14 protein-coding genes are annotated in these 13,339 nt (G+C 70.5%); 11 read left to right on the forward strand and 3 right to left on the reverse strand.

The genetic code is table 11. From position 1 onward, the window contains the following. The first annotated feature begins 17 nt into the window (after positions 1–17). The 7 genes from ACFWY9_RS27070 (at position 18) to ACFWY9_RS27100 (ending at position 7,444) form a co-directional block, all read left to right on the forward strand. Positions 18–1,028 (forward strand): ParA family protein, encoded by a 1,011-nt coding sequence (locus tag ACFWY9_RS27070; protein ID WP_378323986.1) that lies wholly within the window; start codon positions 18–20, stop codon positions 1,026–1,028. Then, positions 1,025–1,480 carry a cobyrinic acid a,c-diamide synthase gene (locus ACFWY9_RS27075; RefSeq protein ID WP_378323984.1) on the forward strand — a complete coding sequence of 152 codons (456 nt, stop codon included), beginning with the start codon at positions 1,025–1,027 and terminating at the stop codon, positions 1,478–1,480. The genes ACFWY9_RS27070 and ACFWY9_RS27075 overlap by 4 nt, the downstream gene beginning before the upstream one ends. Further along, positions 1,480–2,421: a segregation and condensation protein A gene (locus tag ACFWY9_RS27080; protein ID WP_378340232.1), complete on the forward strand. Its 942-nt coding sequence runs from the start codon at positions 1,480–1,482 to the stop codon at positions 2,419–2,421. Before ACFWY9_RS27075 ends, ACFWY9_RS27080 begins: the two co-directional genes overlap by 1 nt. A 197-nt stretch (positions 2,422–2,618) precedes the next feature. Next, complete coding sequence (gene scpB, locus ACFWY9_RS27085) at positions 2,619–3,317, forward strand: SMC-Scp complex subunit ScpB (protein WP_378340265.1); 699 nt, start codon at positions 2,619–2,621, stop codon at positions 3,315–3,317. Then, entirely contained in the window at positions 3,307–4,059 is a 753-nt protein-coding gene (locus ACFWY9_RS27090) for a pseudouridine synthase (protein WP_378323982.1), read from the forward strand. Before scpB ends, ACFWY9_RS27090 begins: the two co-directional genes overlap by 11 nt. A gap of 139 nt (positions 4,060–4,198) precedes the next feature. Further along, positions 4,199–6,076 (forward strand): Xaa-Pro dipeptidyl-peptidase, encoded by a 1,878-nt coding sequence (locus ACFWY9_RS27095; protein WP_378324018.1) that lies wholly within the window; start codon positions 4,199–4,201, stop codon positions 6,074–6,076. A gap of 18 nt (positions 6,077–6,094) precedes the next feature. After that, entirely contained in the window at positions 6,095–7,444 is a 1,350-nt protein-coding gene (locus ACFWY9_RS27100; protein ID WP_378340233.1) for a SagB family peptide dehydrogenase, read from the forward strand. On the opposite strand, the gene ACFWY9_RS27105 is transcribed toward ACFWY9_RS27100, so the two are convergent. The 3 genes from ACFWY9_RS27105 to ACFWY9_RS27115 are packed head-to-tail and all read right to left on the reverse strand — an operon-like array spanning position 7,441 to position 9,538. After that, positions 7,441–8,643 (reverse strand): cation:proton antiporter, encoded by a 1,203-nt coding sequence (locus ACFWY9_RS27105; RefSeq protein ID WP_378323980.1) that lies wholly within the window; start codon positions 8,641–8,643, stop codon positions 7,441–7,443. The genes ACFWY9_RS27100 and ACFWY9_RS27105 overlap by 4 nt on opposite strands. A gap of 7 nt (positions 8,644–8,650) precedes the next feature. After that, positions 8,651–9,133 (reverse strand): cation:proton antiporter regulatory subunit, encoded by a 483-nt coding sequence (locus ACFWY9_RS27110; RefSeq protein ID WP_378340234.1) that lies wholly within the window; start codon positions 9,131–9,133, stop codon positions 8,651–8,653. Between the two features lie 36 nt (positions 9,134–9,169). Beyond that, positions 9,170–9,538 carry a DUF4267 domain-containing protein gene (locus ACFWY9_RS27115; protein ID WP_378323978.1) on the reverse strand — a complete coding sequence of 123 codons (369 nt, stop codon included), beginning with the start codon at positions 9,536–9,538 and terminating at the stop codon, positions 9,170–9,172. A 105-nt stretch (positions 9,539–9,643) separates the two neighbouring features. Here ACFWY9_RS27115 and ACFWY9_RS27120 point away from each other — a divergent pair, with 105 nt between their 5' ends. The 4 genes from ACFWY9_RS27120 to der all read left to right on the forward strand — a co-directional run bounded on the left by ACFWY9_RS27120 (position 9,644) and on the right by der (position 13,292). Further along, complete coding sequence (locus ACFWY9_RS27120) at positions 9,644–10,225, forward strand: TetR/AcrR family transcriptional regulator (RefSeq protein ID WP_378323977.1); 582 nt, start codon at positions 9,644–9,646, stop codon at positions 10,223–10,225. An 89-nt stretch (positions 10,226–10,314) separates the two neighbouring features. Continuing rightward, the gene (gene cmk / locus ACFWY9_RS27125) at positions 10,315–11,019 is read left to right on the forward strand and encodes a (d)CMP kinase (RefSeq protein WP_378324017.1); all 705 of its coding nucleotides are present in this window, start codon (positions 10,315–10,317) and stop codon (positions 11,017–11,019) included. A gap of 76 nt (positions 11,020–11,095) precedes the next feature. Beyond that, a complete protein-coding gene (locus ACFWY9_RS27130; protein ID WP_378323976.1) occupies positions 11,096–11,755 on the forward strand; it encodes a lysophospholipid acyltransferase family protein in 660 nt (219 codons plus the stop codon). 22 nt (positions 11,756–11,777) lie between these two features. Beyond that, positions 11,778–13,292: a ribosome biogenesis GTPase Der gene (gene der, locus ACFWY9_RS27135; protein WP_378323975.1), complete on the forward strand. Its 1,515-nt coding sequence runs from the start codon at positions 11,778–11,780 to the stop codon at positions 13,290–13,292. Positions 13,293–13,339: the final 47 nt, after the last annotated feature.

Raw genomic sequence — 13,339 nt, forward strand, 5'->3', positions numbered from 1 at the left:
CGAGGAGCTTTTTCGCTATGTCGACACCGAACCAGCCGGAGCGCCCGGCCGCGTCCGCCGGTTCGGTCGCGGCGAACCTCAACCAGGTCACCATCGCGACCCCCGCCGAGCACGACGGCGACGAACCGTCGGAGACCCCGGTCCGGCCCAAGGGCCGCAAGGCCCGCGCCAAGAACAGGATGAAGCCGCGCGAGGACGACGGGCTCGGCCCGACCGGCCGCCCGCGCCGCGAGATCCCCGAGCCGCCCCCGCTGGAGAAGCACGGCCCGGCACAGGTCATGGCCATGTGCAACCAGAAGGGCGGCGTCGGCAAGACGACCTCGACCATCAACCTCGGCGCCGCGCTCGCCGAATGCGGGCGCCGGGTGCTGCTGGTCGACTTCGACCCGCAGGGCGCGCTGTCGGTCGGCCTCGGCATCCAGCCGCACGAACTGGACCAGACGGTCTACAACGTCATCATGGAGCGGTCGGTGGTGATCACCGACGTCATCCGCAAAACCTCCGTCGACGGCGTTGACCTGCTGCCGAGCAACATCGACCTGTCCGCGGCGGAGGTCCAGCTTGTCGCTGAGGTAGGACGCGAGCACACGTTGTTACGGGTCCTTCGTCCGGTCATGAACGACTACGACTATGTTCTTGTCGACTGCCAGCCCTCGCTCGGCCTGCTCACGGTGAACGCACTGACCGCCGCGGACGGTGTGATCATCCCGCTGGAGTGCGAGTTCTTCAGTCTGCGAGGCGTAGCGCTCTTGATCGACACCATCGAGAAGGTGCAGGAACGCCTCAACCCCAAACTGGACATAACGGGGATTCTCGCCACCATGTACGACCCGAGAACCCTGCACTCGAAGGAGGTCATGGCTCGCGTGGTGGAGGCATTCGGTGACACCGTGTTCGACACGGTGATCAACCGCACCGTGCGGTTCCCGGAGACCACTGTGGCCGGGGAGCCGATCACGACCTGGGCTCCCAAATCCGCAGGCGCGGCGGCCTATCGCGCGCTGGCCCGCGAGGTGATCGCTCGGTGAGCAGGCGAGCTTCCCTGCCCGGAGCGTCGGAACTGTTCCGCATCACGACCAGCACTGCCAACCCCGCGCTCGACACCCCCGCCAAGCCCGCCCCCGGCACGGGGAACGGCGGCACCGGGAACGGCAACGGCGGTGGCGGCACGGGGAACGGCAAGGCGAGCGGGAACGGGCACCAGGACCAGCTGACCCGCAGCGGCGCCGCCCGGCGCGGATCCGGCCGGACCAAGCACGACGCGAAGATCACCGTGTACGTCTCCGGCGACGAACTGCTGGCGATGGAACAGGCGCGGCTGAACCTGCGGGCGAAACACGGTCTGGTGCTCGACCGGGGCAGGCTGGTGCGGGAGGCCGTCGCCGTGCTGCTGGCCGATCTCGACCAGAACGGCGAGCAGTCGGTGCTGGTCCAGCGATTGCGGGCGCTCGGCGACGACGAGAGCGAAACCGAGGCCTGATGGACGAACCGGCATCGGCTGAGCAGGCGCCGGAGCCGGACGAGCAGGCCCCGCAGCCCAGCCAGGACGAACCGGCTCCCGTGCACGAGACCGTGCACGGGGGCACGATCCCGGAGGGGCTGGCCGCCGAGGAACTGAGCACGTCGAAGTTCAAGGTGCGGCTGGCGAACTTCGAGGGCCCGTTCGACCTGCTGCTGCAACTGATCTCCCAGCACCAGCTCGATGTCACCGAGGTGGCGCTGCACCAGGTCACCGACGACTTCATCGCCTACACCCGGGAACTGGGCGAGGACTGGAACCTCGACGAGACAACGGAGTTCCTGGTCATCGCGGCGACCCTGCTCGACCTCAAGGCGGCGCGCCTGCTGCCCGCCGCGGAGGTCGAGAGCGAGGACGACCTCGCACTGCTGGAAGCCAGGGACCTGCTGTTCGCCCGGGTGCTGCAGTACCGCGCGTACAAGCAGGTGGCGGCGTTGTTCGGCGAACTGGAAGCCGGTGCGCTGCGGCGGTATCCGCGTTCGGTCGCGCTGGAGGACCGCTTCGTCGGGCTGCTGCCCGAGGTGATGATCGGCGTCGACCCGGCGAAGTTCGCCGAGATCGCGGTCGCGGTGTTCAAGCCGAAACCGCCGCCGACGGTGTCGATCGCGCACATCCACATGGGCCGGGTGTCGGTGCGCGAGCACGCGGCGCTGCTGCGGCTGAAGCTGGCCGAACGCGGACAGGCGACGTTCGGCGAGCTGGTCGACGACTGCGAGCACACGGTCGAGATCGTCGCGCGGTTCCTCGCGCTGCTGGAGCTGTACCGCGAGTCCTCGGTGCAGTTCGAACAGCTGGAGGCGCTCGCGGAGCTGCATGTGAGGTGGACCGGCGGCAGCGTCGAGGAGGCGGTCGTCGCGGCCGAGCACGACCGGGCCACGGCGGAGGACGAGGAGTACGGGTGAGCAACGAGGAGAACGAACCGGACGTCGCCGAGACCTCTGGGGAACCGGAGGACTCGCGTACCGAAACGGTCGGTTCGAGTACCCAGACAGTCGGCTCGCCGGACGACTCTCCAGGTACGCCGGACGACTCTGCGAGTACGCCGGACGACGTTCCCGGTACACCGGACGATGTTCCGGGTACGGCTGAAGAGGGCGAGGTGCCCGAAGGGGCCGAGGCAGCTGAGGCGGGGGAGGCTGACGAAGCCGCTTCGCCGGAGGAAGCCCCCGGTGTCCCGGCCGAACCGGACGGGCTGGACCCCGATGATCCGGAGTCCGGGCTGGTGGCCGCGGGTGACGCGAGCGACCTGCCCGACGTCACCTCCGACGAGGCCTTGGAGGCCGCGCTGGAGGCGTTGCTGCTGGTCATCGACTCCCCGGCGAGCGAGGAAACCCTCGCCGAGACGGTCGAGCAGCCGGTCGCGCGGGTGACCGTCGCGCTGCGCACCATGGCGCAGAAGTTCACCGAGCGCAGCAGCGGGATCGACCTGCGGCGCGTCGGCGAGGGGTGGCGGTTCTACACTAGGGACGTCTATGCCCCGTTCGTGGAGAAGCTCCTGCTGGACGGCCAGCGGTCGAAGCTGACCAGGGCCGCGCTGGAGAGCCTCGCCGTGATCGCGTACCGGCAGCCGGTGACCAGGGCCAGGGTCGCCGCGGTGCGTGGCGTGAACGTGGACGGCGTGATCCGGACGTTGCTCGCGCGCGGCCTCATCGAGGAGATGGGGACCGATCCCGAGACCACCGGCACGCTGTACGTGACGACCGAGTTGTTCCTGGAGCGGCTGGGGCTGTCGTCGCTGGCCGACCTGCCCCCCATCGCTCCTTTGCTACCCGAAGTGGACACGATCGATGACATCTAGCGAGCACCCCGACGGCGTTCGCCTGCAGAAAGTGCTCTCGCAGGCGGGCGTCGCCTCACGCCGCGCCGCCGAGGACCTGATCGTGGCGGGCCGGGTCGAGGTGAACGGTGAGGTGGTCACCGAGCTCGGCCGCCGGGTCGACCCGCTCGAATCGGTGATCCACGTCGACGGCACGCGGGTGAACCTGCGCGACGATCTGGTGTACCTCGCGTTCAACAAGCCCAAGGGCGTCCACTCGACGATGTCGGACGACCGCGGCCGCCCGTGCGTCGGCGACTACCTGCGCGGCCGGTACGAGGAGACGCCCGGGGTCGTGCACGTCGGCAGGCTCGACGAGAACACCGAGGGCCTGCTGCTGCTCACCAACGACGGCGATCTCGGCCACCGCCTGATGCACCCGTCGTTCAGCGTGCTCAAGACGTACCTGGCCGAGGTCGACGGGCTCGTTCCGCGCGGGCTGGGCAAGGAACTGCGCAAGGGCTGGGAGCTGCCGGACGGCATCGTCAAGGTGGACCAGTTCCGGGTCAAGGACATGCACTCCGGCAAGACGCTGGTCGAGCTGGTGATCCACGAGGGCCGCAAGCACATCGTGCGGCGGCTGCTGAAGGACACCGGCCACCCGGTGCTCAAGCTCGTCCGCACGGCCGTCGGCGAGGTCCAGCTGGGCAACCAGCGGCCGGGTTCGATCCGGCGGCTGACGCGCGGCGAGGTCGGTTCGCTGTACCGCTCGGTCGACCTCTAGGCCGAACGGGCGGGCCCCGCCCGAATACCCACTTTCCGCTCTACCGGGCGAAGTTGGCGGCTTCTAGCTTGGCGGCCACGGATCTCGGGAGGCTGCTGTGCGGTTCGGTTCGGCGGGTGTGCTCGCGACGGTGATGGCGATGACGGTCGCGGTGCTGGTACCGGGTGGCGCGCACGCGGCGTCGCGGGTGAAAGGCACCGATCCGGTGTACGACTTCGCGGGCGCGATCCGCGAGACCGTCTGGGTGGACACCGGCCGGGACGGGGATGGTGACGGCAAACCGGACCGGGTCGCCGCGGACGTCGTGCGCCCGAAGGAAACCGTGGCCAAGGGCATCAAGATCCCGGTGATCATGGACGCCAGCCCGTACTACTCGTGCTGCGGCCGCGGCAACGAGAGCGAGCGCAAGACCTACGACGCGAGCGGCCGCCCGGTCGGTTTCCCGCTCTACTACGACAACTACTTCGTGCCGCGCGGGTACGCCGTCGTCCTGGTCGACCTCGCCGGGACGAACCGGTCGCAGGGCTGTGTCGACGTCGGCGGCGTCTCGGACGTGCAGTCGGCGAAGGCGGTCGTGGACTGGCTCAACGGCCGCGCGGCGGGCTACAGCGCGAAGACCGGCGGCAGCGCGGTGCCGGCGAGCTGGAGCACCGGGAACGTCGGCATGATCGGCAAGTCCTACGACGGCACGATCGCCAACGGCGTCGCGTCGACCGGGGTCGCCGGGCTGAAGACCATCGTGCCGATCGCGGGGATCAGCTCCTGGTACGACTACTACCGCTCCGACGGCGCGACGTTCGGCTTCGACCCGGTCGGCCTGGCGCGGACCGTCGAACAGCGCAACAGCGGGCAGGACTGTTCGGCGCAGAACCGGAAACTGACCCAGGGCGCGACGGCGAACGGCGACTACGGGCCGTTCTGGGCCGAGCGCGACTACTACGCGGCCAAGGCGAAGAACATCCGCGCGAGCGTGCTGCTTTCCCACGGGGTGAACGATCTCAACGTCAAGACCATCCACTTCGGACAGTGGTGGGACGCGCTCGCGGTGAACGGCGTCGAGCGGAAGATCTGGCTGGCCCAGACCGGGCACGTCGATCCGTTCGACTACCGGCGCGCGGACTGGGTCGACCTGCTGCACCGCTGGTTCGACCACTACCTGATGGGCATCGACAACGGCGTCGAACGCGGCCCGATGGCGAGTGTCGAACGGCAGCCCGACCAGTGGGCCGACCAGTCCGCGTGGCCCGCGGCGAACGCCTCGCCGACGGTGTTGCGGGCCAAGGCAGGCGGTGTGCCGGGACTCGGCTCGCTGACCACCGGCGCGTCCTCGGGCACCGCCACGTTCACCGACAATCCTTCGCAGGGCGAGAACGACTGGGCGGCGAACCCCGGTACCGCGTCGGGCTCGCGATTGCTGTACAGCACCGGGAAACTCGCGAACGACCTCCAGGTGTCCGGCACCGGTTCGATCAGCGTGACCGCGACGCCGAGCACGTCCTCGGCCCGGCTGTCCGCGGTGCTCGTCGACTACGGACCGGCGACGATCCGGAACTTCGCGGGTCGGGGCGAGGGCATCAACACCGGGACAGCGGAGACGTGCTGGGGCGCGAACGCGCCGGGTGACGACGCCTGCTACAAGGTGACCACGGCCGACACGACGAACGTCGACTACACCATCATCAGCCGGGGCTGGGCGGATCTGGCGAACTACCGCTCGCTGTCGAAGGAGGAGCCGCTCGTCCCGGGCACGGCGTACACGATGACATTCCGCCTGGCGAGCACCGACCACGTCGTGCCGCGTGGGCACGCCCTGGCGCTGATCATCGGGGGCACCGACAGCGGGTTCATCTCGGCACCCGCGAGGACGCCGAAGCTGACGATCGACCTGGCCAAGACGGCGGTCACCTTGCCGCTGTCCGGCACGCCTTCGGCATTCTCCGGCGACAGCGTCCCGGCCGCTCCCGGGCAGCTCGCGCATGTCGACGCGGCGCCGCGGGCCCGGCTCGACCAGGGCTGAGCACTACCCTGAGGCGCTATGACCGAGTTCGGCGAGCGCTACGCCCTGCGCGGCGGTGTGTCCTGCGTCCGTTCGCCCGACGGGAAGACGAGCCTGCTCTGCGACCGGTACGCGCAGACGATCGGCGCGCTGAGCGAAGCCGAGCGCGCGATGTTGGCGGCGTTGGCGGATCGCCCGCACACGCCCGAGGAACTCGCGGGCCCCGAGGGTGACCGGCTGCTCCAGGTGTTGCGCGACGGCGGGTGGCTGGTGCTCACGGTGACCAGCGGCGGGACGGACCTGTACCGGATGCAGCCGTTGCGCCCGCCGCCGGAACTCGGTGACACCGGAACCGGGAAGTTGCGGCTGTCGCGGTTCGCGGTGATTCGGGCGGGGACGGACGGGATGGTCGTCGAATCCCCGCTGGCCTGGTGCGACGTCGAGGTCCGCGATCCAGCGGTGCTCGCCGAAATCGGCGGGTACACGGGAAAACCGGGCGTCTCCGCCTTCCCGGACGGCCTGCGGGCTCGCCTCCGGCGGGATCTGCGGTGGGCCGGGCTGCTGGTGGACGCGGGCGCGGAGAACGACCTCCGGACCCGGCAGTGGAGCCCGCACGAACTGTGGTTCCACGCACGCAGCAAACGGGACGAGCGGGGGCATCTCGGCGAGGGATTCGCCGGGACCTACTGGGCGAAGGGGAGCCACGATCCGCTCCCTGCCCGGCCGGAGCCGTACCCCGGGCCCGCGGTCGCGCTGCCGGAGCCGGACGCGGAAGCGGTGTCCCGTGACGATCCCGGCCTGACCGCGGTGCTGGCCCGCCGGAGCAGCGTCCGTGAGCACGACGACGAACATCCGCTGACGGCGGCCCAGCTGGGCGAGTTCCTGCACCGCTGCGCCCGGGTCCAGGGCATCGCGGAGGCCGGCGGGGTGGAGCACGTGCGGAAGCCTTATCCGAGCGGAGGTGCCTCCCACGAGCTGGAGGTATATCCGATCGTGTCCACTGTGGACGGTGTCGCCCCCGGCATGTACCACTACGACGCGCACGAGCACGTCCTCCGACCCGTGGCCGCCCCCGGCGTCCCGGCGGTACGGCGGCTCGTCCGGCACGCGCGCGGGGCGGCAGGGGGCCTGAACACGGTGCCGCAGGTCGTGTTCGTCGTCTCGGCGCGGGTGGGCCGGGTGATGTGGAAGTACGAACGGATGGCGTACGCGCTCACGCTCAAGCACGTCGGAGTGCTCTACCAGACCATGTACTGCGTGGCGACCGCGATGGGACTCGCGCCCTGTGCCCTCGGTACCGCGGAACCCGCGGCCTTCGCCGAGGCCACCGGACGGGATCCGCTGGTGGAAACCGCGGTCGGCGGGTTCCTGCTCGGCACCCGGCGCTAGGGCGACCCTGAGGACGACGCGGCGGCGGCCTTCGCGGCCGTCTTGCGCCCCAGCGCCCTCGCGATCGGCTCGACGACCCTGGCGGTGATCGGGCCGAGGATCGCCATGAGCAGTACGTACGCCGTGGCGAGCGCCGCGAGTTCGCCGGTGACGGCACCCGCCGACACCGCGAGACCGGCGATGACGATCGAGAACTCGCCGCGGGCGACCAAGGCGGCACCCGCGCGGGCCCGGCCGAGCTTCCCGACGCCCTGTCTTCGCGCGGCCCACCAACCGGTGCCGACCTTCGTCAGCGTCGTCACCACCGCGAGCACCACCGCCCAGCCGAGCACCGGCGGGATCGACGCCGGGTTGGTGTTGAGCCCGAACACCACGAAGAACACCGCGGCGAACAGGTCCCGCAGCGGTTCGAGCAGGTGCGTCGCGTTTTCCGCGGTCGAACCGGAGATCGCGATGCCGAGCAGGAACGCGCCGACCGCCGCCGAGACCTGCATCGCCGAGGCCAGCCCGGCCACCAGCAGCGCGGCGCCGAGCACCTTGAGCAGGAACACCTCGCGGTCCGGGCTGTCCACCGCGGCGGACACGAACCGGCCGAACTTCAGCGCGATCACCAGCACCACGGTGATCACCAGGAGCGAGATCCCGACGGCCTTCATCCCGCCGAGCAGGCTGACGCCGCCGAGCACCGCGGTCAGGATCGGCAGGTACAGCGCCATCACGAGGTCCTCGAACACGAGGATCGACAGCACCACCGGCGTTTCGCGGTTACCGAGCCTGCCGAGGTCGCCCAGCACCTTCGCGATGATCCCGGACGAGGAGATGTAGGTGACGCCGGCGAGCACGATCGCGCCGATCGGGCCCCATCCCAGGATCAGCGCGACGATCGCGCCCGGCGCCGCGTTGAGCACGATGTCGAGCAGCCCCGCCATCCACGACCTGCGCAGCCCGGTGAACAGCTCGGCCGCGGAGTACTCCAGGCCCAGCAGGAGCAGCAGCAGGACGACGCCGATTTCGCCGGCCAGGTGGGTGAAGCCGCCGATGTCGGTCAGTGGGAGGAACCCGCCCTGGCCGAAGCACAGGCCGCCGAGCAGGTACAGCGGGATGGGGGAGAGGCCGATCTTCCCGGCGAGGCGGCCGAGGGCGCCCAGCACGAAGAAGACCGCCCCGAGTTCGATCAGGGACAGTGCGGTGTGGTCCATCCCGGGATCAGCCGAACTTGAGTATCTTCGCGGCGGCCTCGAGTCCCTCGGACGTGCCGACCGCGACGAGCACGTCGCCCGCGGTGAAGGTGAAATCCGGTGTCGGCGACGGGTGCACCTGCCCGGCCCGCATCACCGCGACCACGGAAACGCTGGTACGCGTGCGCATCGCGGTGTCCCCGAGGGTCCGGCCGTCGAACGGGGACGCCGACTTGATCGGCAGCTGCCGGGTGTTGATGCCCGGCAGGTCCCGGTGTTCCTCGGTGAGCTGGGCGACCAGCTGCGGCGCGCCGAGCAGGTTGGCCAGCGCCCCTGCCTCGTCGGCGGTGAGCGGGAGCGAGGCGAGGCAGGCGTCCGGATCGTCGGTCTTGGACACGATCAGCTCGATCTGCCCGTCCCGCTGGGTGACGACACCGATGCGGCGGCCGGTGCGGGTGGCGAAATCCTTGCGGACGCCGATTCCGGGCAGAGGGGTCACTTCGACGTTCACTCCTCCACGGTAGCCCACTGTCCGATTCGTGCTCGATCACCCGAGCAGCAGCAGGGCCGATGCGACGGCCATCACCACCGCGGTCACGCCGTGGACGCCGAACGCGACGGCCTTCTTTCCCTTGTGCCGCAAGATGGTCAGCATGTCGCCGAACGGGATGAACGCCTCGGCGAGGATGACCCAGGCGAGCGCGTGCGGGTCGCCGTAGAGCATCAGTGCGATCGGGACGAGGCCGCTCCCGATGTCGCGGACGCCCTTGATGTTGTAGAAGGCGTCGCCGTTCTGCGGGAGTGTCCGGAACCCGAAGCCCTCGGCGATCTTGGCGGGCGCGAAGACGTAGTTCAGGCCGACGTAGATGATCATGGCCGCGACGAGTCCGACGAGGACGTATCCGGTGACGAGCATGGGTCCCTCCAGTTGGCTTTGATCGGCGCTGTCTAGCAACGCTAGGATTACTAGCAACGCTAACCTAGCGGCGCTAGATTGTCTAGCGGTGCTAGTATCGGGTTCATGACCCAGCAGCTGCGCCGAGCGCGCGACCGTGCCGAGCGGGAGCGGCGGATCGTCGCCGCCGCCCGTGAACTCGCCGAGGCCGAGGGCTGGGACGCGGTCACCACCCGGCGGCTCGCGGCCAAGATCGAGTACAGCCAGCCGGTGCTGTACAGCCACTTCTCGGGCAAGGACGCGATCATGGCGGCGGCCGCCGTCGAGGGCTGCGCCGAACTCGCCGAGCAGCTCGGCGGCGCCGCGTTCGAACCGTCCCCGCTGGCCGCGGTCGCCGAGGCCTACGTCGCGTTCGCCGACGCCAATCCCGCGCTCTACGACGCGATGTTCACCCTCGCCTCCGAACTGCCGTTCGCCACCGACGAGGCACCGCAGGCGCTGCGGGACGCGTTCGGGGCGATCGCCGCGGCGGTGGCGCCGGTCGCCGGGAAAGACGCCGTCGGGACCCTCGCCGAGACGTTCTGGGCCGCGCTGCACGGACTCGTCACGCTCGATCGAGGTCGTCGGCTGAGCCCCGGTCACCGTGCGGAGCGGCTCGCGATCCTGGTCGCCCGCTTCGGCGGCGGGGCCTCCGGACCGGCCGACTGATCCGCGCCACCGGCCGCCGGGCAGAATGTACGGCGATCAGGTGCGGACGAAACGCGAGGAGAGTGCCGGTGTCGGGAGCCCTACGTGGTGTGGTCGCGCTGGACGGCCCGTCCGGGACCGGGAAGACCACCGTCGCGCGCAAGCTCGCCGACCGACTCAGCGCCGGGTACCTCGACACCGGCGCGATGTACCGGATGGTGACGCTCGCCGTGCTGCGCGCCGGGATCGACCCGGCCGACGCCGATGCCGTGGCGGGGCTCGCCGACGGCGTCGACCTGATGATCGGGACCAGCCCGCAGCGCCCCGAATTCCGGCTCGGCGGCGAGGACGTCTCGGCCGAGATCCGCGGGCCCGAGGTGACCAAGGCCGTCTCGCCGGTGTCCGCGGTGCCGCACGTGCGCGAGCTGCTCGTCGCCCGGCAGCGCCGGATCATCGCCGAGGTACTCGGCGAGGTCGGCGGCATCGTCGTGGAAGGCCGCGACATCGGCACGGTCGTGGTGCCCGACTCGCCGCTCAAGGTGTTCCTCACCGCGTCGGCCGACGTCCGCGCCGCGCGGCGCAGCAGCCAGGACACCGCCGCCGGGCGGCAGTCCACGGTGGCCGACGCGCGCGAGTCCGTCGAACGCCGGGACCGGCTCGATTCGAGCCGGACCGCCTCCCCGCTGCGTGCTGCCGACGACGCGGTGCCGGTCGACACCTCGGAGCTGTCCATCGACCAGGTGATCGTCGCGCTCTGCGAGCTGGCCAGCCACCGCGGTCTGCTGGCGGGGTGCTCGGCCGAGGCCGCTCGATGAGCGACGCTTGCGAGCGAATCATGGACATCATGCGCCAAGAGGAATTGAACACTGTCTCACGGAGCGAGGCGATCGCATGAGCGCAGCCGGGCTGCCCGAGGGCGCCCGCGGGGGGCTGCACGACGCCGGGCGGGTGTTCGCGCGGTACCATCTGCGGTCGGCGTTCCGCATCCGGGTGCACGGGCGGGAGCGGATGCCCGCCACCGGTCCGGTGGTGGTGATCGCCAACCACAGTTCGTACATCGAACCGCAGCTGATCTTCGGAATGCTGCCGAGGCGGTCGGCGTTCCTGGTCAAGGAGGAGCTGTTCCACAGCCTCGGCGGGGCGGTGGGCCGGTTCCTGCTGGCGATCGGGCAGATCCCGGTCAAACGCGGGGAGGTCGACCGCAAGCCGCTGATGACCGCGGTGTCGGTGCTGAAGGCGGGCGGTGTCGTCGGGATCTTTCCCGAGGGCACCCGCGGTGACGGCGACGTCGGCGCGGCGGAACGCGGTGCGGCCTGGCTGGTCCGGGCGTCCGGCGCCACCGTGCTGCCGGTCGCGACGCGGGGGACGTTGAAGCCCGCCGGCGGGCGGCGGCGCTGGCGGCCACGGGTGGACATCCTGGTCGGCGAGCCGTTCACGCCGGAGATCGGCAAGGGACGGACCGGCCTCGACGACGGCACCGAGCACCTGCGCGGCGAGCTGGCGGCGCTGGTGAAGACTTTGGACGAATGGCGCTCGGAACACGGGTTCTGAACGCGTACGGGAATGAGAACTGATGACAGAGTGGGACGCCGCCTCCGCGGGAAAAAGCACGTCGGCGGAGTTCGAGACGTCGGCGGGTGTCGGCGAGGTCGACGGGACCTGGTCCGACGAGGCGGAGTTCGCCGCACTCGACGCGCGGATCGAGGCCGAGGAGGCGGGCACCGAGGCCGACCTCGCGCAGCCGGTGCTCGCCGTGGTCGGCAGGCCGAACGTGGGCAAGTCCACTTTGGTCAACCGCATCCTCGGCCGCCGCGAGGCCGTGGTGCAGGACGTGCCGGGGGTGACCCGCGACCGGATCGCCTACGACGCGTTCTGGAGCGGCCGCCGGTTCACCCTGGTCGACACCGGCGGCTGGGAGCCCGGCGCCAGTGGCCTGCAGGCGTCGATCACGGCGCAGGCCGAGATGGCGATGGCCACCGCCGACGCCGTGCTGCTCGTCGTCGACGCGTCCGTGGGCGCGACGACCACCGACGAGGCCGTCGCGCGGGTGCTGCGCCGGTCGAAGAAGCCGGTGCTGCTGGCCGCGAACAAGGTCGACGACGAGCGGCTGCTCGCCGACACCGCGTCGCTGTGGTCGCTGGGCCTCGGCGAGCCGTACCCGGTGAGCGCGCTGCACGGCCGCAACTCCGGCGACCTGCTCGACGCGGTCATCAAGGCACTGCCCGCGGCCCCGCGCGAGCGCGAGACGATCACCTCCGGCCCGCGCCGGGTGGCGCTGGTCGGCAAGCCGAACGTCGGGAAGTCCAGTCTGCTCAATAAGTTGTCCGGGGAGCAGCGGTCCGTTGTGGACTCGGTCGCCGGGACCACTGTGGACCCGGTCGACTCGCTCGTCGAGCTGGACGGCGAGGTCTGGCGGTTCGTCGACACCGCCGGTCTGCGCAAGCGCGTCAACTCGGCCAACGGCGCCGAGTACTACGCCTCGCTGCGCACCAAGACCGCGATCGACGCGGCCGAGGTCGCGATCGTACTGCTGGACGCGGCCGAGCCGATGTCCGAACAGGACCTCCGGGTGCTGACGATGGTGGTCGAGGCCGGGCGCGCGTGCGTGCTGGCGTTCAACAAATGGGACCTCGTCGACGAGGACCGCCGCCACGCCATGGTCCGGGAGCTCGAACGCGGCCTGGTCCGGGTGCCGTGGGCGGAGAAGGTGAACATCTCGGCGCTGACCGGGCGTTCGGTGCGCAAGCTCGCGCCCGCGCTGCGGACGGCGTTGAAGTCGTGGGACCAGCGGGTCCCCACCGGCCAGCTCAACGGCTGGCTGTCGGACCTCATCGCGGCCACCCCGCCGCCGGTGCGCGGCGGCAAACAGCCCAAGGTGCTGTTCGCGACCCAGGCCGGGATCCGCCCGCCGACGCTGGTCCTGTTCACCACCGGCTTCCTCGAGGCGGGCTACCGCCGCTTCATCGAACGCAAGTTCCGCGAGCGGTTCGGCTTCGAAGGAAGCCCCGTTCGGGTGAATGTCCGCGTCCGGGAAAAGAAACCGAAGCCCGGCGCCGGTAAGAAACCCACCAAATCCCGCACCCGCTGAAACACCGATCTCGCGTGTTTTGTCGGGGATATAGCCGGGTTGGACCC

This window comes from Amycolatopsis sp. NPDC059027 (genome assembly GCF_042739735.1).
GTDB lineage: Bacteria > Actinomycetota > Actinomycetes > Mycobacteriales > Pseudonocardiaceae > Amycolatopsis.